This is a genomic window from Streptomyces filamentosus (assembly GCF_014654895.1).
In the GTDB taxonomy this organism is placed as follows: Bacteria; Actinomycetota; Actinomycetes; order Streptomycetales; family Streptomycetaceae; genus Streptomyces; species Streptomyces filamentosus.
Window position 1 is genome coordinate 504,502 of record NZ_BNBE01000004.1, and the last position, 19,854, is coordinate 524,355.

The 19,854-nt window shown below is 74.5% G+C and carries 11 protein-coding genes and 2 pseudogenes; 9 read left to right on the forward strand and 4 right to left on the reverse strand.

The window, feature by feature from the left end:
- Nucleotides 1-1,305, forward strand: coding sequence for an MFS transporter (locus tag IE326_RS36100; protein WP_190044589.1), 1,305 nt, complete (start codon nt 1-3; stop codon nt 1,303-1,305).
- Nucleotides 1,302-2,336: a TolB family protein gene (locus IE326_RS36105; protein ID WP_229915826.1), complete on the forward strand. Its 1,035-nt coding sequence runs from the start codon at nt 1,302-1,304 to the stop codon at nt 2,334-2,336. Before IE326_RS36100 ends, IE326_RS36105 begins: the two co-directional genes overlap by 4 nt.
- 106 nt (nt 2,337-2,442) lie before the next feature.
- Here IE326_RS36105 and IE326_RS36110 read toward each other — a convergent pair.
- From IE326_RS36110 to IE326_RS36125, 4 genes and pseudogenes are all read right to left on the reverse strand, one after another.
- Nucleotides 2,443-5,568: pseudogene (locus IE326_RS36110) on the reverse strand (alpha-amylase family glycosyl hydrolase); the annotation flags it as partial.
- 58 nt (nt 5,569-5,626) lie between these two features.
- A pseudogene (locus IE326_RS36115) lies at nt 5,627-8,707 on the reverse strand (alpha-amylase family glycosyl hydrolase); the annotation flags it as partial.
- A gap of 109 nt (nt 8,708-8,816) precedes the next feature.
- On the reverse strand, nt 8,817-9,779 hold the full coding sequence (rfbB, locus tag IE326_RS36120) for a dTDP-glucose 4,6-dehydratase (RefSeq protein ID WP_190044590.1): 963 nt from the start codon (nt 9,777-9,779) through the stop codon (nt 8,817-8,819).
- Nucleotides 9,776-10,840, reverse strand: a complete 1,065-nt coding sequence (locus IE326_RS36125) for a glucose-1-phosphate thymidylyltransferase (protein WP_150233959.1) — start codon at nt 10,838-10,840, stop codon at nt 9,776-9,778. The genes rfbB and IE326_RS36125 overlap by 4 nt, the downstream gene beginning before the upstream one ends.
- A 252-nt stretch (nt 10,841-11,092) precedes the next feature.
- Between IE326_RS36125 and IE326_RS36130 the strand changes: the two genes are divergently transcribed.
- From IE326_RS36130 to IE326_RS36160, 7 genes are read left to right on the forward strand one after another with little or no spacing between them, the layout of a single operon-like run.
- Nucleotides 11,093-12,382, forward strand: a complete 1,290-nt coding sequence (locus IE326_RS36130) for an aspartate aminotransferase family protein (RefSeq protein WP_229915827.1) — start codon at nt 11,093-11,095, stop codon at nt 12,380-12,382.
- A complete protein-coding gene (locus tag IE326_RS36135; protein ID WP_190044592.1) occupies nt 12,379-13,401 on the forward strand; it encodes an ABC transporter ATP-binding protein in 1,023 nt (340 codons plus the stop codon). The genes IE326_RS36130 and IE326_RS36135 overlap by 4 nt, the downstream gene beginning before the upstream one ends.
- Entirely contained in the window at nt 13,398-14,216 is an 819-nt protein-coding gene (locus IE326_RS36140; RefSeq protein ID WP_150233965.1) for an ABC transporter permease, read from the forward strand. The genes IE326_RS36135 and IE326_RS36140 overlap by 4 nt, the downstream gene beginning before the upstream one ends.
- A complete protein-coding gene (locus IE326_RS36145) occupies nt 14,213-15,013 on the forward strand; it encodes an ABC transporter permease (RefSeq protein ID WP_190044593.1) in 801 nt (266 codons plus the stop codon). Before IE326_RS36140 ends, IE326_RS36145 begins: the two co-directional genes overlap by 4 nt.
- Before the next feature lie 8 nt (nt 15,014-15,021).
- The gene (locus IE326_RS36150; protein ID WP_190044594.1) at nt 15,022-16,596 is read left to right on the forward strand and encodes a phosphotransferase; all 1,575 of its coding nucleotides are present in this window, start codon (nt 15,022-15,024) and stop codon (nt 16,594-16,596) included.
- 1 nt (nt 16,597) lies between these two features.
- Nucleotides 16,598-18,721 (forward strand): glycosyltransferase, encoded by a 2,124-nt coding sequence (locus IE326_RS36155; RefSeq protein WP_268983061.1) that lies wholly within the window; start codon nt 16,598-16,600, stop codon nt 18,719-18,721.
- The gene (locus IE326_RS36160; RefSeq protein WP_190044595.1) at nt 18,714-19,850 is read left to right on the forward strand and encodes a sugar phosphate nucleotidyltransferase; all 1,137 of its coding nucleotides are present in this window, start codon (nt 18,714-18,716) and stop codon (nt 19,848-19,850) included. Before IE326_RS36155 ends, IE326_RS36160 begins: the two co-directional genes overlap by 8 nt.
- Nucleotides 19,851-19,854: the final 4 nt, after the last annotated feature.

Below are 19,854 nucleotides of genomic sequence, written 5' to 3' on the forward strand. Positions count from 1 at the left end.
ATGTACCTCGCGGACGGCCGGGACCGCCCCGGCCGCGGATCCGCGACGGACGGCACCCGGCCCCCCGGCCGGGTGCCGTCCGTCGTGTGGGCGCTCGGCGCCGTCAGCCTGCTCACCGACGTCTCCGCCGAGATGGTGACGGCGGTGCTGCCGCTCTACCTGGTGGCCGGTCTGGGCCTGTCGCCGCTCGGCGTCGGCCTGGTGGACGGCCTCCAGCACGGCGTCACCGCCCTCGTCCGGGTCCTCGCCGGCCACGCCGGCGACCGGTGGGGGCGGCACAAGGCGGTGGCGGGCGCGGGCTACGCGCTGTCGGCGCTCTGCAAGCCGCTGCTCCTGGCGGCCCAGGGGCTCGCCTCGGTGGGCGCGGTGATCGCGCTCGACCGGATCGGGAAGGGCGTCAGGACCGCCCCGCGCGACGCGCTCATCGCGCTCGCCAGCGCACCGGAGGTGCGGGGCCGCGCCTTCGGGGCGCACCGGGCCCTGGACACCGCCGGGGCGCTCCTCGGACCGCTGCTGGCCTTCGCGGTGCTCCTCGCCGTCCCGGACGGGGCGGCGGGACCGGGGGCGTACGACGCGGTGTTCACGGTCAGCGCCTGCGTGGCCGCCCTGGGGCTGGCGGTGCTGCTGCTCCTCGTGCCGGGCCGGCCGGTGCCGGGGGCGGGGGCGGAGGCCGGGGCGGCCTCGCGGCCCCGGCTCGCGGAGGCGGCCGGGCTGCTGCGGGACCGGCGGCTGCGGCGGCTCGTGGGCCGCGCGCTGTGGCTGGGCGGCTGCACGGTCGGCGACGCCTTCGTGTACCTGATCCTCCAGCGGCGCACGGGGCTCTCGGACGGCGCCTTCGCGCTGCTGCCGCCGGTGACGGCCGCCGTGTTCCTGCTGCTGGCCGCGCCGCTGGGCCGGTGCGCCGACCGGTTCGGCCGGTGGCGGGTCTTCCTCGGCGGGCACGTGGTGCTGCTCGGCGCGTACGGGCTGCTGCTGGGCGGGGCCGGGTCGCCGGTGCTGCTGGTGGTGGTGCCGGTGCTGCACGGCACGTTCTACGCGGCGACCGACGGGGTCCTGATGGCCGCCGCGTCGGCGCTGCTGCCGGCCGGGCTCGGCGGGACGGGGCTCGCGCTCGTCCAGTCGGCGCAGGCGCTCGCCCGGTTCGGGGCCTCGGTGGTCTTCGGCGCCCTGTGGCAGGCGCGGGGAGACCGGTTCGCGCTCGCGGCCGCGGCGGTGGCGCTCGCCCTGGCCGTCGTCGCCGCGGGGCGCCCCGGCCCGGCGGCTCCCGTTCCCCCTGTCCCTCCCGCTCGTGAAGGTGTCCGATGACCCCGATGACCCCGCCGGTCTCCCGCCGCCGTCTCCTCGTCCTGTCCGCCGTCGCGGCGGGGCTCTCCGCCGTGGCGGGCGTGTCGGTGCTGCGCGGGGGCCGGGCCGGTGCGGGCGGCGCGGCCGGGGGGCCTCCGGTCGCGGCGGGGCCGGTGGCGCTGGCCGGCCCGGGCGGGCACCGGATGGTGGCCCGGAACCTGGTGTGGGGGCCGTACCGCGACGCCCTGTCGGTGGTGCCGGCCGACGGCCGGGACGGTCCCCGCACCGCCTCGGAGGTGCGCTGCCTCCGCTTCCACGCGGCGGCGGGGACCGGGGTGTGCCTCCAGGCGGTGCCGGGCGCGACGGGGGTGGGCTACCGGGCGGTGGTGCTCGACGCGGAGCTGCGGGAGGTGGCCCGGCACGCGCTGCCGGGGGTGCCGAGCCGGGCCAGGGTGGCACCGGACGGGCGCCGGGTGGCGTGGACGGTGTTCGTCGGCGGCGACACGTACGCGGACTCCTCCTTCTCCACCCGGACGGCGGTGCTCGACCTGGGGCGGGGCCGGCTGGAGGCGAACCTGGAGGAGTTCGCGGTGGTGCTGGAGGGGCGTCCGTACCGGGCGCCGGACGTGAACGTCTGGGGCGTCACCTTCGGGACCGACCCGGACGTCTTCCACGCCACGCTGGCCACCCGGGGCACGGCGTACCTGGTGCGGGGCGATCTGCGCGCCCGGACGCTGACCACGCTGGCCCGGAACGTGGAGTGCCCGTCGCTGGCGCCCGGCGGGGACCGGATCGTCCACAAGAAGCGGGTGCCGGGGCTGCCCCCGGAGGCACCCTGGCGCCTGTACGCGCGGGACCTGGCCACGGGGGCGGAGCGCCCGCTGGCGGAGACCCGCAGCGTGGACGACCAGGTGGTGTGGGCCGACGCGCGGACCGTGGTGTACGCGCTGCCGGGCGACTTCGGGGCGGACCTGTACGCAGTCCCGGCGGACGGGAGCGGTTCCCCCCGGCTGGTGGCGCGGTCGGCGGTCTCGCCGGCCTTCCTGGACTGACGGCGGACGGCGGCGCCCCCGGACCTCGTGGTCCGGGGGCGCCGCCGTGTTCCCGGCCGGCGCGGGGTCAGCCGGCCGGGGTGGCGGCCGCTCCCGTGCCGGCCTCTCCGGCGACGGTCACTCCGGTGGCGGTCAGGAGCGCGCCCGCGGTGTTGCGCCGGGTCGCGATCAGCTGGCCGCCGAGAGCCTCCGCGACGCGGTCGCGGTCGCGGGGGTCGACGGTGAAGACCTGGCGTCCGATCAGCTCCGGGTGGGCGGCGCGCTGTTCCTCGGTGAGGGCGGAGGGCAGGAGGCGCAGCCACCGGCCCTCGTCGGTGAGGGCGCCGTCCTCCACGGCGATGCCGCCCTCGGGGCCGTACACGAGCTGCTGGCTGGTGGAGTCGGTGGGCTTGACGTCCCAGACGACGGTGGCGGCGTCGAGCAGGCGCGCCTCGGAGCGGGAGAGGTCGAGGTCGGGGGTGGTGCGGATGCTCGGCAGGACGGGGTCGGTGGTGCCGCCCACGAGCCACACCTCCTTGCCGTAGGTGCCGAAGTCCAGGGAGCGGTCGGAGGGGAGGTCCTTCTCGTCGCCGCGGTGGACGATGTAGCTGAGCGAGGTGGCGCCGTCGGCGAGCGGGACCTCGTAGACGGCGCCGTAGGCGTCGGTGCGGACGGGCGCGAGGGGCTTGGACCAGTCCGTGGGCCGGGCGGCGCCGGTCCAGGTGTGCAGCCCCCAGCCGGTGTAGTCGCCGTCGGGCCGGTAGTAGTGGATGACGGCCGTGCGCTCGTCCTGCGGCGGGTAGACGCCGTCGGGGACGGTCTCCGCCTGGCCGTCCTTCCCCTGGTCGATCCAGACCTCGCCGGTGCGGTTCAGCTCGACCGTGCGGGACGGCCCGTCGGGGGCGCCGTCCTTGGTGACGGTGTAGGCCACGGAGGAGGTGCCGGGGGCGACCGGGACCCAGGCGAAGGCACCGTAGGCGTCGCGGCCGGTGAACGCGGCCTCCTTGCCCTCGGCCTTGAGCGTCCAGCCGTCGTAGGCCCCGTCCGCGCGCCGGTAGTGGACGATCGCGTAGGGGCGTTCGAAGGCGCTGGGACGGGCGGGGACGGGCGGCTTGCCGGTGCTGGTGGCGGCGAGGGCGCTCGCGGTGCGGCCCCGGGCGTCGACGACGACGGCCTTGTAGCGGACCGGGGTGCCCTCCGGGACCCCGGCGGGGATGCGGTGGGTGACCTTGTACGGGGCGTGGTCGGCGCTGCCGAGGGTCTGCCAGGGACCGTCCCCGACCTGGGCGGCGAAGACCACCCGGTTCAGCTCGCCCGCCCCGGGGGCGGCGGTGACCTCGACGGTGCCGGTGGCGCCGGCCGGGGGCGCGGCGAGGCGCACGGAGGGCGTGGCGTGCGGGGTGTCGAGGGGGCGGTCGGCCTTGAGGACGACCGAGGAGAGCGCCGGGACGGTGAGCGTGATCCGGCGGTCGGCGCCGCTGCGGACCGGGCGGGCGTCGCCGTGGAGCGGGGCGAAGCGGGCGCGGGAGGTGCCGGTGGTGAAGGTGACGGTCTTCGGGGTGGTGGCGTTGTTGACCGCGACGAGGTACTCGGTGCGGCGGCGCGGGTCGATCCGGGAGGTGGCGTGGACGCCCGCGCCGGCGGTGTCGGTGTGGCGCTGGATCTGGACGCCGTCGCGCAGGGCGGGGTGTTCGCGGGTGAGCTTCGACAGCCGGGCGATGGCCTTGTAGAGCGGGTGCGTGGTGTCGTACGCGTCGGTGGCGTGGGTGCGGTCGGTGCCGAGCTGGTCGTCGTCGAGGTAGTCGGCGACCTTGGAGGCGAAGAGGGTCTGGCGGGCGTCCTTGTCGCCGCCGGCGCCGGTGAAGCCCTGCTCGTCGCCCGCGTAGACCACCGGGTTGCCGCGCGAGAGGAACATCAGCTCGTTGGCGAGGGTGGCGCGGCGGACCAGCTCGGCGTCGGAGGCGTTCGGATTGTCCTGCTTGAGGAAGGTCCCGAAGCGGCCCATGTCGTGGTTGCCGAGGAAGGTGACCTGCTCGTAGGCGTTCGCCTTGTCGGTGGTGTAGCGGTAGTCCTCGGCGAAGACGTCCGCGAGGGCGGAGGCCGGGCGGCCGAGGGAGGCGACGTCCCGGACGGCCTGCTGGAGGGGGAAGTCGAGGGTGGCGTCGAGCCGGCCCTCGGTGACGTAGGGCGCGGTGACGGAGGGGTCGGAGGAGAGGACCTCGCCGAAGATGAGGAAGTCCTCGCGGCCCTGCTTCTTCGCGTACGCGTCGAGGGCGGTGGCCCACTGCGTCCAGAACTCCATGTTGACGTTCTTCACCGTGTCGACGCGGAAGCCGTCGATGTCGAAGTCGCGGACCCAGGTCTGGTAGATCTCGGCCAGGCCGCGGACGACCTCGGGGCGCTCGGTCCACAGGTCGTCGAGACCGGTGTGGTCGCCGTAGAGGCCGCTCTCTCCGACGAAGGTGGAGTCGCCCCGGTTGTGGTACATCGTGGGGTCGTTGAGCCAGGCGGGCTTCTTGGCGTTCCGCTCGGCCTCGGGGACGACGGGGGTGTACGGGAGGCCGTCGGCGTCCACGGCGGCCGGGACGCGGCTGTCGTCGAAGGGGCGGCCGGTGGTGTCGAGGTACGGGTAGGCGCCCTTGCCCCGGTAGGCGTAGCGGTTCTCGCCGGAGCGGACGACGTCGGCGGTGTGGTTGGTGATGACGTCGAAGAAGACCTTCATGCCCTTGGCGTGGGCGGCTTTGATGAGCTTCCTGAGGTCGTCGTTGGTGCCGAAGTGCGGGTCGACCCGGGTGAAGTCGGTGATCCAGTAGCCGTGGTAGCCGGCGCTGGCGGCCTCCCCGACACCCTGCACGGGCTTGTTCTTGAAGATGGGCGCCATCCAGATGGCGGTGGTGCCGAGGCCCTTGATGTAGTCGAGCCGCTGCGTGAGGCCCTTGAGGTCGCCGCCCTGGTAGAAGCCCTTGTCGGTGGGGTCGAAGCCGGTCTCCAGGCGGGTGCCGGTGAGGCCGCCCCGGTCGTTGGACGTGTCGCCGTCGGCGAACCGGTCGGGCAGCACGAAGTAGAACTGCTCGCGGGTGAGGTCGTGCCGGGCGGGCTGGGCGGCGAGCGCCCGGTCCGACGGGGGCTGCGGCGGGGTGCGGTGCCCGGCCGCCGCCGGGGCCGGTCCGGCGACGGCGGTCGCCACGAGGACGACGGCGGTGGCGACGGCGAGCCGGGCGGCCCGGCGCACGGTCCGGCCGGGGGGCGTCAGGGGGGTCTGGTGCACGTCTGGGTCCCTTCCAGAGGAGCAGGTGTCAGTGCGGGGGCTGCTGGACGCCGGTCGCGCCCAGCAGGGCGCCGTCGGCGGCGCGCTGGGTGGCGATCAGCTGTCCCCCGCGGGCCTCGGCGGCTCGGTCGAGGTCGCGGGGGTCGATCGTGAAGGCCCGCCAGTCGGCGTACGCGGGGTGGGCGGCGCGCTGTTCGGCGGTGAGGGCGGAGGGCAGCAGGCGCAGCCACCGGCCCTCGTCGGAGAGGGCTCCGTCGGCGAGGGTGATGCCGCCGGGGCCGTACACGAGCTGCTGGCTGGCGACTCCGGTTCCAATGCCGCGCCAGACGACGGTGGTGGCGTCGAGCCACACGGCGTCCTGGCGGCCGAGGTCGAGCGGGAAGGCCCCGCCGAGGGAGGGCGAGAGGTAGGCGGGGTCGCCGGCGAGGCGCCAGACCTCCTTGCCGTGGAGGGGGAAGACGAGGGCCTCGTCGCCGGGGACGTCCTTCTCCTCCTTCTTGTGGAGGATGTAGCTGAGCGATCCGGCGCCCGGGGAGAGGTCGACCTCGAAGACGAGGCCGAAGGCGTCCTGCCGGACGGGCCGGACGGGTTCGTTCCACTCGGGCGGATGGGCGGCGCCGGTCCAGGCGTGCAGGCCCCAGCCCTCGTAGTCGCCCGCGGGCCTGCGGTAGTGGATGACGGCCTTCGTGGCGTCCTGCGGGGCCTGCGCGTCGGCGGGGCGGGTGGCGTCGACGAGGGCGCTGCCCTCGCGGGTCCACACCTCTCCGGCGGCCGTGGCGTCGAGGGCGCGGGCGGGCCCGTCGGGGACGCCGTCCTTCTCCACGGTGAAGGAGAGGGGGGCGCCGTCCTCGGGCGGGGCGATCCAGGCGAAGGCGCCGTAGGCGTCGCGTCCGGCGAACTCCGCGGTGACGCCGCCGGAGCGCAGGACCAGTCCGTCGTAGTCTCCGTCGGCGCGCCGGTGGTGGACGACGACGTGCTTCCGTTCGGCCTTGGGCCGGGCGGGCGGCGGGGTGGCCCCGGCGGTGGTGGCGGCGAGGGCGCTCGCGGTACGGCGCCGGGGGTCGACGACGACGGCCTTGTAGCGGACCGGGGTGCCCTCCGGTACGCCCGCCGGGATGCGGTGGGTGACCTTGTAGGGGGCGTGGTCGGCGCTGCCGAGGGTCTGCCAGGGACCGTCGCCGACCTGGGCGGCGAAGACGACGCGGTTCAGCGGGTCGCCGGAGACGGCGGCGCCGATCTCCACGGTGCCGGTGGCGCCGGCCGGGGGCGCGGTGAGGCGCACGGAGGGCGCGGCGGCGGTGCGGGGCAGCGGGGTGCGGGCCCGGAGGACGAGGGTGGAGAGGGCGGGGACGGTGACGGTGGCCTTGCCGTCCTTCGCCGTGACGGTGCCCCGGCCCCCGTACAGGGTGCGGAAGGAGGCGGAGTCGACCGGGACGCTGACCGTCTTCGGCTCGGTGGAGCTGTTGGCGGCGACCAGGTACTCGACGCGCTGCCGGGCGTCGGTGCGGGAGGCGGCGTAGACGGAGCCCTCGGCGTAGCGCTCCTGCTGGACGCCGTCGCGCAGGGCGGGGTGTTCACGGGTGAGCTTCGACAGCCGGGCGATGGCCTTGTAGAGCGGGTGCGTGGTGTCGTACGCGTCGGTGGCGTGGGTGCGGTCGGTGCCCAGTTGGTCGTCGTCGAGGTAGTCGGGCACCTTGGAGGCGAAGAGCGTCTGGCGGGCGTCGGAGTCGCCGCCGGCGCCGGTGAAGCCCTGCTCGTCGCCGGAGTAGACCACCGGGTTGCCGCGCGAGAGGAACATCAGCTCGTTGGCGAGGGTCGCCCGGCGGACCAGCTCGGCGTCGGAGGCGCCGGGGTTGTCCTGCTTGAGGAAGGAGCCGATGCGGCCCATGTCGTGGCTGCCGAGGAAGGTGACCTGCTCGTAGGCGTTCGCCTTGTCCGTGGTGTAGCGGTAGTCCTGGCCGAGGACGTGGGAGAGGTCGCCGGCGGGTCCGCCGCGCGAGGCGTAGTTGCGTATCGCGGACTGGAGGGGGAAGTCGAGGGTGGCGTCGAGCCGGCCCTCGGTGACGTAGGGCGCGGTGATGGAGGCGTCGGCGGAGAACGCCTCGGCGAACATGAAGAAGTCCTCGCGGCCCTGCTTCTTCGCGTACGCGTCGAGGGCGGTGGCCCACTGCGTCCAGAACTCCATGTTGACGTTCTTGGCGGTGTCGACGCGGAAGCCGTCGACGCCGAAGTCGCGGACCCAGGTCTCGTAGATCCGCTTCATGCCCTCGACGACCTCGGGGCGCTCGGTCCACAGGTCGTCGTGGCCGAAGAAGTCGCCGTAGAGGCCGCTCTCTCCGACGAAGGTGGAGTCGCCGCGGTTGTGGTACATCGCGGGGTCGTTGAGCCAGGCCGGGACCTTCGCCGTGCCGGTGGCGACGGGGGTGTACGGGAAGGAGTCCGCGTCCACCCCGGGCGTCACGACGGCGTCGTCGAAGGGGCGGCCGTCCTTGTCGAGGTACGGGTAGGCGCCCTTGGGGCGGTAGCCGTACTCCTTCTCGGCGTAGTCGACGGTGTCGGCGGTGTGGTTGGTGATGACGTCGAAGAAGACCTTCATGCCCTTGGCGTGGGCGGCCTCGATGAGCTTCCTGAGGTCGTCGTTGGTGCCGAAGTGCGGGTCGACCCGGGTGAAGTCGGTGATCCAGTAGCCGTGGTAGCCGGCCGAGGACTCCTTGCCGCCGTCGCGGGTCTGGACGGGGATGTTGGTGAAGACGGGCGCCATCCAGAGGGCGGTGGTGCCGAGGCCCTTGATGTAGTCCAGGCGCTGGGTGAGGCCCTTGAGGTCGCCGCCCTGGAAGAACTTCTTGTCGGTGGGGTCGTACCCGGTCGCCAGGCGGTCGCCGGTGAGACCGCCCCGGTCGTTGGCGGGGTCGCCGTCGGCGAACCGGTCGGGCAGCAGCAGGTAGAACTGCTCGCGGGTGAGGTCCTGGCGGGCGGGCTGGGCGGCGAGCGCCCGGTCCGAGGGCGGCGCGGGCGGCGCCGCCCGGCCGGTGGCGAGGGCGGCCGTCGGGGCGGCCGGGACGAGGGCGGTCGCCAGCAGGGCGGCCGCCAGGGACGTGGCGGAGCGCCGGATGAGTCCGGTCACGGATGTACTGCTCCTTCGGAGCGCGTCGGGCGGGGAGGGAGGAGGTCCGGGGAGAGAGGAGGGCCAGGAGGGAGGAAGGCCGGGAGGGAGGAGGGTGCGGGGAGGCCGGTCAGGCGCGCGCGGGGGCGTGCCGGGAGGCGTACCAGCGGACCGTCTCGGCGAGGGCCTCGGCGAAGTCCGCGCGGGGGCGGTAGCCCAGTTCGCGGCGGATGCGGCTGTCGTCGACCGCGTACCGGCGGTCGTGGCCCTTGCGGTCGGCGGCCCGGGCGATCCGCTCGGGTCCGGCGCCGCAGAGGTCGAGCAGGCGGTGGGTCAGCTCCCGGTTGGTGAGGGAGGTGCCGCCGCCGATGTTGTAGATCCGGCCGGGGCGTCCGGCGGTGCGGACCAGTTCGACGGCGGTCACGTGGTCCTCCACGTACAGCCAGTCGCGGATCTGCGTGCCGTCGCCGTACAGGGGCACGTCCTGCCCCGCCAGGAGGGCGGTGACGAAGCGCGGGATCAGCTTCTCCGGGTACTGGCGGGGGCCGAAGTTGTTGGAGCAGCGGGTGACGCGGACGTCCAGGCCGTGGGTGGTGTGGTAGGCGAGCGCCATCAGGTCGGCGGCGGCCTTGGAGGCCGCGTACGGGGAGCTGGGGCGCGGCGGGTCGTCCTCGCGGGCGGCGCCGGTGGCGATCGAGCCGTACACCTCGTCGGTGGAGATCTGGACGAAGGTGCGGACGTGGTGCCGGACGGCGGCGTCGAGGAGGGTCTGGGTGCCGAGGACGTTGGTGCGGACGAAGGGCGAGCCGTCCTCGATGGACCGGTCGACGTGGGATTCGGCGGCGAAGTGGACGAGGTCGTCGTGGCCGGGCACGAGCCGGTCGACGAGGGCCGCGTCGGCGACGTCGCCGCGGACGAGGCGGAGGCGGGGGTCGTCGAGGACCGGGGCCAGGTGGGCGGTGCTGCCCGCGTAGGTGAGGTCGTCGAGCACGGTCACGGAGACGTCGGGCGGGCCGTCGGGGCCGAGGAGGCGCAGGACGTGGGCCGAGCCGATGAAGCCGGCGCCGCCGGTGACGAGGACGCGTCGGGTCATGGGTGGAGGTGCACCTTGCTGTGGTCGCCCAGCACGAGGCGGTGGGCGTACGGGTGTCGGGGGACCGTCACGACGGCGTCACGGCCGATGAAGGAGCGTTCGATGCGGCCGGCCCGGTCGACGTCGGCGCCGTCGAGGAGGACGGACCCCTCGATGGAGCTGTCGTGGACCCGGCAGTTGGCGCCGATCGAGGTGTAGGGGCCGATGACGGCGTCGCTGATGACGGTGCCGGGGCCGATGACGACGGGGCCGGTGATGCGGGAGCCGCGGACGACGGCTCCCTCGTGGAGGCGGACGCGGCCCACGACGGCGCTGTCGGGGTCGATCTTGCCGTCGAGGCGGCCGTCGAGGCGGTCCAGGACGTGCCGGTTGGCCTCCAGCATGTCGTCGACGCTGCCGGTGTCGCGCCACACGGAGGTGGTGACGTCGGCGCGGACGTCGTGCCCGTGGTCGACGAGCCACTGGACGGCGTGGGTGAGTTCCAGCTCGCCGCGGGCCGAGGGTCGGATCGCGGCGACGGCCTCGTGGACGACCGGCCCGAAGGCGTACACGCCGATGAGGGCGAGGTCGCTGCGGGGCCGGTCGGGTTTCTCCTCGACCCGGTGGACCCGGCCGGCCGGGTCGGCCTCGACGACGCCGAAGGCGCTGGGGTCGGGCACGGGCGTGACGAGCAGCCGGGCCGCGGCGGGTTCGGCGGCGGCGCGGGCGGCGAAGTCGGTGACGCCGCCGTCCAGGTAGTTGTCGCCGAGGTGGAGCAGGAAGTCGTCGTCGGCGAGGAAGCCGCGGGCGACGGACACCGCGTGGGCGAGCCCGAGGGGGCTGTCCTGGCGGATGTAGGTGAGGTCGAGTCCGAAGGCGCTCCCGTCGCCCGCGGCGAGGCGGATGTCGTCGGCGTAGGAGCCCACGACGATTCCGGCTTCGCGGACGCCGGCGGCGGCGAGGGACTCCAGGACGTAGAAGAGCACCGGTTTGTTGGCGATCGGGAGGAGCTGCTTGGTCCCCGTGTGGGTGAAGGGGCGCAGTCGGCTGCCGGTTCCGCCGGCCAGGACCAGGGCCTTCACACCGGCTGCCTGGGGTCGGATACGGCCTGCGGGTGTCTGTGCACGGTCCCTCCTCGCGTTCGAGGCATATGTCGGCGGTCGCACCGGCGACTCAAACAGATCCCCGGCACCGACTGCAAGAGATGTCTGAAAGTTTCTGAAATCTCTTGCTGAAAGCCTCCATAAGATGCTTCACTCGCCCCTCGAAACGATCAACCGATCGGTCAACTGACGGGACGACCGCGTCAGTTCGCACGACCCATGGGGGCTCCGGTGACAGGTCACCAGCGAGAAGTCCTGGCCAGAGAGGCACGGCACCGAGCGCCCGGCCAGTCCGAGGAAGCGGCGCTCGCCCGGCGGGTGTTCGCCGAGGGCCGCGGTCCCGTCCTCACCGACCTGGACGGGAACCAGTACCTGGACTTCGCCTCCGGCACGCTCACCCAGTCACTGGGGCACTCCCACCCCGAGGTGGTGGCGGCGCTGACCCGGCAGGCCGGACGGCTGTGGAACGTCCACGACACCGCCACACCCGAACGGGCCGACTTCTTCGACCTGTTGGCCCGCCTGCTGCCCGAACACCTCGACACCTACGCGCTGTTCTCCACCGGCGCCGAGGTGGTGGAGGCCGCGCTGCGGGTCGTGCAGTCCACCGCCCCGCCGGGCCGCAACCGGATCGGGGCGCTGCGCCACGGCTTCCACGGCAAGACCATGGGTGCCCGCATGCTGGTCCACTGGGACGTCGGCCACCAGTCCTTCGCCGGCAACAGCGTGCTGGGCTACGCCCCGTACTGCTACCGCTGCCCACTGGGACTCGAACGCCCCTCGTGCGGCGTCCGCTGCGCCGACCTCGTCATCCGGCACATCACGAGCAAGCCGAACGTCTCCGCGCTCGTCTTCGAACCGGTCCTCGGCGCCGCCGGGGTGATCGTCCCGCCGCCCGGCTACTGGGAGCGGATCTCGGAGTCCTGCCGGGAGAGCGGCGTCCTGCTCGTCGCCGACGAGGTCGCCACCGGCGGCGGCCGCACCGGCGCCTTCCTCGCCTCCGAACTCCTCGGCGTGGAACCGGACCTGGTGACCCTCTCCAAGGGCATGGCCAACGGCTTCCCCTTCGCCGTCCTCGCCGGCCGCCACGACCTGCTGCACCGCCCCGAGGCCGCCCCGCCCGGCGCGTACGCCTCCACCTACGCCGGCAACCCGCTGGGCATCGCCGCCGCCCGCGCCACCCTGGAGGTCGTCGAACGCGACCGGCTGATCGACCGGGTGCGGGTCCTCGGCGACCGGCTCGGCGAGCGGCTCGCCGAACTCCACGACAAGCACGAGGTGCTGGGCGACGTGCGGGGCCTCGGCCTGCTGTACGGACTGGAGTTCGTCCGCGACCGGGAGACCCGCACGCCCGCCCCCGAGATCGCGCGGGCCGTCTACACCACCGCCCTCGACCTCGGGCTGCGCACCGCGGTCGGCGGCCACCTCGTCCGGCTCGCGCCCCCCTTCACCCTGGACGAGCACCTGCTCGACGAGGGCGTCCGGATCCTCGGCGAGGCGATCGGGCGGGTGACCGCGTGATCGTCGCCGAAGGGCTCACCAAGGACTTCCGGATCGCCGAACGGCGGCCCGGCCTGCTCGGCAGCCTCTCCACCCTGCTGACCCGCGAGTACCGCACCGTGCACGCCGTCGACGGCATCTCCTTCGCGCTGCGCGCCGGTTCGAAGACCGCCTACATCGGCGCCAACGGGGCCGGCAAGTCCACCACCATCAAGATGCTCACCGGCATCATGACGCCCACCTCGGGACGCTGCCTGGTGAACGGCGTCGAGCCCTACCGGCACCGGCGGGAGAACGCCCGCGCGATCGGCGTCGTCTTCGGGCAGCGCAGCCAGCTGTGGTGGGACCTGTCGGTGCCCGACTCCTTCCGGATCCTGCGCCGGATCTACGCGATACCCGACGCGGTGTACGAGCGGAACCTCGCCCTCTACCGCGAGCTGCTCGACATCGACGCCCTCGGCACCACCCCCGTGCGCCAGCTGAGCCTGGGCCAGCGGATGCGGGCCGAGATCGCCGCGAGCCTGCTGCACGACCCGAAGGTCGTCTTCTGGGACGAGCCGACGATCGGCCTCGACATGGTCCTCAAGGAGGCGGTCAGGGAACTGGTGAACCGGGCCAACGCCGAACTCGGCACCACCGTCCTGCTCACCAGCCACGACCTCTCCGACATCGCCGCCATCTGCGACGACGCCCTGGTGGTCGACGGCGGGCGGGTCGTCCACGAGGGGACCCTGACCGAACTGCTGGGCCGGGCCGACCGCCGCTCCGTCGTCTTCGACCACCGGGGCGGTCCCGGCCCGCTCGACGCCGCGCGCGGCGTCGAGGCCGGACTGCCGGGCGCCACCGCGACGGTCACCCCGGAGGGCCGGATCCGGGTCGACTACCCGGCCGCCTCCCTCACCTCCCGGCAGGTCCTCGGCTTCCTCCTGGACCGCTTCGAACTGACCGACTGCTACGCCCCCGAACCCGACCTGGAGACCGTGCTCCGCCAGATCTACCGGGGCGGCGTGCCCGCCGCCCGGAACGGCGGCGGCGCGTGAGACGACCGGACCTCCGCCCCGGCGGCTACCTGCCCTTCGCCACCAGCGGACTGCAGTCGCTGCTCCAGTACCGCTCGACCTTCCTCATCACCGGGATCACCGCCGCGGCCGGCGCGGCCGTCACCGTCTTCCTGTGGCGGGCGGTGTACGCCGACGGCTCGGGCCCCGGCCCCGGCGGCTTCACCCCGGCGAGCATCACCACCTACCTGGTGGTGGCGCAGGTCCTCGCGGTGGTGCACACCAACCGGGTGGACGACGAGGTGGCCGCCGAGGTCTACCGCGGCGACATCGCGGTGACGCTGGTCCGGCCGCTCTCCTACCCGCTGGTCCGGTTCGCCGCCTGCCTGCCGGTGATCGGCGCCAACGCCGTCCTGGTCGGGGTGCCGCTCCTCGTCCTCTTCGCCGCCCTCGTGCCGCTGACCGCGCCCCGCCCGGTGGACGTGCTGCTCTTCCTGCCGTCCGCCGCGCTGTCGGTGCTCATCGCCTTCTGCGTCAACCTGCTGACCGGCATGGCGGGCTTCGTCACCACCAACACCTGGGGCGTCCGGATGGCCAAGCAGGGCGTCGTCGCCTTCTTCGCCGGGCAGATGGTGCCGCTGGCCCTGCTCCCCGGGCCGCTGCACGCCCTCGCGATGGTGCTGCCCTTCCGCGCCATGGCCGACGGGCCGCTGACCCTGCTGCTCGGCCGGTACGAGGGGACCGCCGGCGCGGCCGCGGTCCTCGGCCACCAACTCGCCTGGGGTGCCGGGCTCGTGCTGCTGTGCGCGGCGCTCTGGCGGGCCGCCGTCTCCCGGCTGGAGGTGCTCGGCGGATGAACCGCACCCTCGGCGGCCGGCTGCGCCTCGCCCTCTTCCTCGGCGGGGTCGGCCTGCACCGGCTCGCCGCCTACCGGCTCGACTTCCTCCTCGGCTCCGGGGCCTTCCTCGTCCGGGTCGGGCTCCAGACCGTCACGGTGGGCGTGGTCTTCAGCCACGTCCCGGCCGTCGCCGGCTGGTCCTACCACCAGGTGCTCTTCCTCCTCGGCTGCGCGCTGCTGCCGCGCGGCCTCGACCACCTCTTCACCGACCAGCTGTGGGAGCTGAGCCGCAAGCTGATCCAGCGCGGCGAGTTCTACCGCTATCTGATCCGCCCGGTGAACCCGCTCTTCGCCCTGCTGTCCGAGCGCTTCTTCCACCCCGACGGGATCGGCGAACTCCTCGTCGGGCTCGTCCTGGTGCTGTGGAGCGGAGCCGAGCTCGGGCTCGACCCGACCGCCCTCCAGTGGGCGCTGGCCCCCCTGCTCGTGGTGGCCGGAGCGCTGATCCACTTCTCCGTGAAGCTGTTCTTCGCCTCGCTGTCCTTCTGGACGGTGACGAGCATGCCGGCGCTCCAGACCGTCACCCAGGTCTCCGAGTTCGCCGGCTACCCGCTGGACCTCTACCACGCCTCGCTGCGCACCCTCCTGACCTGGGTGCTGCCCTTCGCCTTCACGTCGTACGCCCCCGCCGTCTACCTGCTCCACGACGACACCGGGCTCCTCCGGTGGCTGCCGGCCGTGACCGGCCTTTCCCTCCTCGCCGCGCTGGCGCTGTGGCGCCGCGGCCTGTCCCGCTACGAGATGACCGGGAGTTGACGAACCGCGTGACCAGCGACACCCCTCTGCGCGAACTGCTGCGCGCCGCCGCCTGGCTGCCGGAGGACGGCCGCCGGGCCGACCGGCACGAGGTGGCCGACGAGGCCGACCTCGGCGACGGGCTGCGGCTCGTCGTGACCACCGCGGTCGGCGGCCCGGCGGACGGCCGGAGGTTCCTCGTCCCCGTCCGCGCGGACGCCGACGGCCGCACCGCGGAGGCCCCGGGCACCGAGCTCTTCGACCGGACCTGCGTCCGGCTCGCCGCGGCCGGCGCCCGGATCCCCACCGCGCGCGGCGGGCACGTCGTCTTCCGCGGCTCCGGCCCGGCCCCGCGGACCGTCCGCAGCCGTCCCTTCGACCGCGGCTGGTCCTCGAACTCGCTCTCCCTGCTGGACCTCGACGGCCGCCCCCACCTGCACAAGACGTACCGGAGCCCCGGCCCTGAGGTGCGGGAGCCGGAGCTGCTGCGCCTGCTGGACGGGGGCGGCCACACCCCCCGCTGGTTCGGCGACTACGCGTACGTGCCGCCCGGCGGCGGTCCGCCGCTGCCGCTCGGCGTCGTGTACGCGTACACCCCGGGCACCGGCATGGACGTCCCGCTCCGGGAGAACCTGCGGGCCCTGTGGCCGAAGCTCGCCGCCGGCGCCCCGGCCGGTCCCGGCGCGCTCGACGACCTGGTCCGCGCCCACCTCGCGCCGCTCGCCGGGACGCTCACCGCCGCCCGCGCCTTCCTCGGCTCCTTCCACGAGGAGCTGCGGGTCCGGCTCGGCGGCGGCACCCCGCCGGCCGCGTACCCGGTGGAGCGGGTGCTCGACGCCGCCGGGGCGCGGACCGCCGCCCTGGCCGCCCGGGGCCGGGACGAGGCGGCGCTGCCGGGGCCGGTGCTCGACGCCGCCTTCCGCGCGCTCGACGCGGAGGCCGCACTGCTGCGGGCCGCCTTCGCGGCCCGCGCGGAACCCGTCCCCGCCGGACCGTGCCACGGCGACCTGCACCTGTCGCACCTGCTCACCGACCCGCCCCGGGTCATCGACGTCTCCACCCCCGCCACCGGCCCCGACCAGCCCGGCTGGGAGGAACAGTCGCCGCTGGAGGACCTGGTGGCGCTCGGCCGTGCCCTGGAGTACTTCTCCGCCGACGAGGCCGCCGACCACTCCGCCCGGCTCCTGGGCGTGGACTCCACCCGGACGATGCTCGCCACGCTCGACGGCGGCGCCGGGCTCTCCCCGGCCGAACGGGCCACGGCGCTCCTCGTGTCCGGAGCGGCGGACGCCTGGCGGCGGCGGGTCGCCGCACTGCTCCTCGGCCCCGCCGAAGCGGCCGACGGAGGCGTGGACGGCGAGGGCGCGGCGGACGGCGGGCGCCCGACGGCCGCCGGACACCCTGCGAACGGACGCCCGGCCGACGGGCGCCCGGCCGACGGCGGCGAGGAGCTGCGCCGCCTGCTCCACCTGCGCCGCCTGCTCCACGAACTCGACTACAACTTCGCCCACGCCCGGCCCTACCACGCGGCCATCGACCTGCGCCACGCGCTGCTCCTGGGCCGCACCCCTCCCCTCGCCCGCACTCTCACCACGAGGATCTGACGTGAGTGACGCGACCGACGGACCCCTGCACATCATCGAGACGTACTTCGAGTGCTGCGGATTCGACCACACCTTCCTCCAGGGCGGCACCTCGGTGTACCTCTGGAACCTCTCCCGCGCCTTCGCCCGCCAGGGGCACCGGGTCTCCATCGTCACCCCGGCGCACGGCCGCCTGGACGACCTGCGCCGCCGGCACGCCGTCGAGGACCTCCCCTACGAGGACGTCCACACCCTCCCCCTGGTCCTCGACCCGGAGGTGTGGCGGGGCTTCCCGCCGGAGGTGCCGGTGGAGCTGCGCACCACGGCCCACCGCATCCGGCTGGAGGGCGTCGACCTCTACTTCCTGTCGAACGACTATCTGGACCGGCTGCCGGACACCTTCTACCCGCCGTACGCGGCGAAGGGCAACGACCTCACCTTCTTCAAGCCGCTGGTCTTCCAGGTGGAGAGCGTCCGCTTCCTGCGCGGCTGGTTCGGCGACGAGCGGGCGATCGTCCACGCCCACGAGCCGTACTACCACTACCTGTTGCCCGCCGCGCTCGCCGGGGACCCGCTGAAGAGCGTGGTGACGACGGTGCAGAGCAACATGCCGATCACCAAGAAGGTGTACGGCCCCGAGGTCCGCCGGCTGCTCGCGCTGCTCGGCGCTCCCCCGCTGCCGCCGGAGCCCGCGGCGCCGCCGGCGGGCGTGCGGGAGGCCCAGCGGCAGTACCAGACCCGGACCCATCTGCACTACGAGTACCCGGAGGACCACCTCACGGTCTACGGCCTGGTCGCGGAGCACGCCGACCGGATCGACTTCCTCTGCCCGGGGCAGCGGGACTTCTACAACGGCTTCCAGGACACGCCGTTCGAGGAGCTGTTCGCCGCGCTGCCGGTCGCGGACACCGTCCGGCGCAACGCCCACAAGCAGTTCGTCGGCGGCTGCGCCGTCTCCGACGCCTGGCTGGCGGGCGACCCGGAGGCGGTGGACCGGGCGGCGGTGCTGTCCGGCCTCGGCCTGGACCCGGAGCTGCCCACCTTCTTCCACAACGCCCGGTACGCGGTGCACCACAAGGGGCAGGTCGAACTGTTCCGCGCGGTGGACCGGGTGCTGTCCGAGGGGCTCGCCGCCAACTTCGTGCTGCGCTGCATCTCCGGCACCGGCATCGACGACCCGTACGTCCACGAGGTCGTCGCCCGGCACCGGGGCCGGGTGCACCTGGAGTGGGAACGGGTCGGCGAGGAGCGGGTGTTCGACCTCGCGTCCGCCGCCGACTTCTGCGTCTTCCCGTCCAAGTTCGAGATGGACACCTTCCTCATCGCCCAGGGCGAGGCCATGGCCTGCGGGGCGGTGCCGGTGGCGACCGCCCAGTGGGGGATGGCGCACTTCCGGCACGCCGACGAGGGCGAGGAGCGGACCGGCTTCGCCGTCAACCGCTCCTTCGCCGAGGACGACGCCCTGCTCGTCGACGCCCTCGCCGACCGGCTGCGCCGGGCCGCCCTGCTGTACCGGGAGGACCCCGGCGCGTACCGGAAGCTGTCCGACCGGGCCCGCGCGGTGGCCCGCTCCTTCACCTGGGACCGCTGCGCCGACCTGCACCTGGAGGTCTTCCGGGAGCTGTGGGACGGCACGGAGCCGGAACCGGCCACCGAGGCGGCACTGCGCCACGGCTGGTTCGGCCTGCTGCCGGACGAGGTGCTGGAGGAGCGGCCGGACGAGGTGCTCGCGGCGGCCGTCGCCGCCGGGGACCTCGCCGTCGCCGAGCGGCTGGGGCCGCTCACCGATCCGCTGGCGCTGCGGTTCTACGACGCCGCCTGGGAGCGGGCCGACTTCGCGGTCTGCGAGGAGGCCGCCGCACGCCGGCCCGGTGCGGTGCCGGAGGGGCGCACCGCCCTGCTGCGGGAGCGCTGCCTGCCGGGCGGGGAGGGGCTGGTCTACCGCCTCGGCCACGCCGAGCGGGTCGAGCTGGTCGTCCCGGGTCCCCGGGAGGAGGGCGGCCGGGGCGAGGCCCGGGTCACCGAGTGGACCCGGACCGCCCCCGGCGAGTTCACCGGAGCGGCCCCGGCGGGGGAGCCCGGCGCGCGCCTGCTCCTGACGCTGTCGAACGGCCGGATCGCCTGGGACGAGGTGCGGCATGGCTGAGCGACCCGCCTCCCCGGACGCCGCCCCGGTCCGGGCCGTGCTGCTGGCCGGCGGGCGGGGCGAGCGGATGGGCCGGCTCGGCGCCGGCCGGCTCAAGCCCCTGGTGCCGTACGGCGGGGCGTGCCGGCTGATCGACTTCAGCCTGGCCAACGCCCGCGACTCGGGCCTGGACGAGGTGCTGCTGCTGTCGCAGTACGAGGAGCGGCTCCTCATGGACGACCTGCACACCGTCTGGAACGGCGTCCGGCCCGGTTTCCGCGTCCACTTCGGGCCGTACGACGCCGCCTACCGCGCGGCGGGCCACGACCTGCCCGACGAACTCCCGGAACGGAACTGGCCGTTGGAGCGCGGCACGGCCGACGCCCTGATCCGCAAGGCCGACCACGTCTTCGGCCCGCGCACCCGGCACGTGATGGTGCTCCACGCCGACCACGTGTACCGCTTCGACTACCGGCCCCTGATCCGGCGCCACGTCGAGGAGCGGGCCGCGCTGACCGTCGCCTACCAGCGGATCGACCCGCGGTACGTGCACCTCTTCGGGATGGTCGAGCTCGACCGCGACGGGCGGCTCACCGCCTTCGTGGAGAAGCCCGAACACCCCACGTCCGACCTGGTGTTCGCGGCCTTCTGCGTCTTCGACGCGGACGTGCTGCGGCGGTACCTGGACGCCCTGGACGGGACGGACTGGCAGCACGACATCAGCCGGGACGTCATCCCCGCGATGCTCGCGGCCGGGGAGCGGATCCTCGGCCACCGGGTCGAGGGGCACTGGGAGGACATCGGCACGGTGGAGCGCTACCACCGCGCCCACCTCGCGATGACCCGCCCGGACGCGACCCTGCCGGTGACGGCCCTGCCGCGCACCCTCGCCCCCGGCGTGTCGCGCGGCCTGGTCGACCGGGCGCCGGGGGTCCACCGCTCGGTGGTGCCGCTGGGCCTGGTCAACCGGGGCCTGGTCGAGGAGAGCGTGGTCTTCCCCGGCGCGCGGATCGGGTCCGGGGCCCGGGTGCGGCGCAGCGTGGTGCTGCCCGGCGCCGTGGTGCCCGACGGGGCCGACATCGACTCCGCCGTCGTCCTGGAGGACGGCTTCGTCCAGCACGTCGAACCGCTGCCGTCCGCGGCACGCTGAGGGA

Coding starts and splice junctions, on each gene's coding strand:
- IE326_RS36145 (WP_190044593.1), top strand. CDS start 14,213: ATGAACCGCACCCTCGGCGGCCGGCTGCGCCTCGCCCTCTTCCTCGGC.
- IE326_RS36100 (WP_190044589.1), top strand. CDS start 1: ATGTACCTCGCGGACGGCCGGGACCGCCCCGGCCGCGGATCCGCGACG.
- rfbB (WP_190044590.1), bottom strand. CDS start 9,779: ATGACCCGACGCGTCCTCGTCACCGGCGGCGCCGGCTTCATCGGCTCG.
- IE326_RS36160 (WP_190044595.1), top strand. CDS start 18,714: ATGGCTGAGCGACCCGCCTCCCCGGACGCCGCCCCGGTCCGGGCCGTG.
- IE326_RS36105 (WP_229915826.1), top strand. CDS start 1,302: ATGACCCCGATGACCCCGCCGGTCTCCCGCCGCCGTCTCCTCGTCCTG.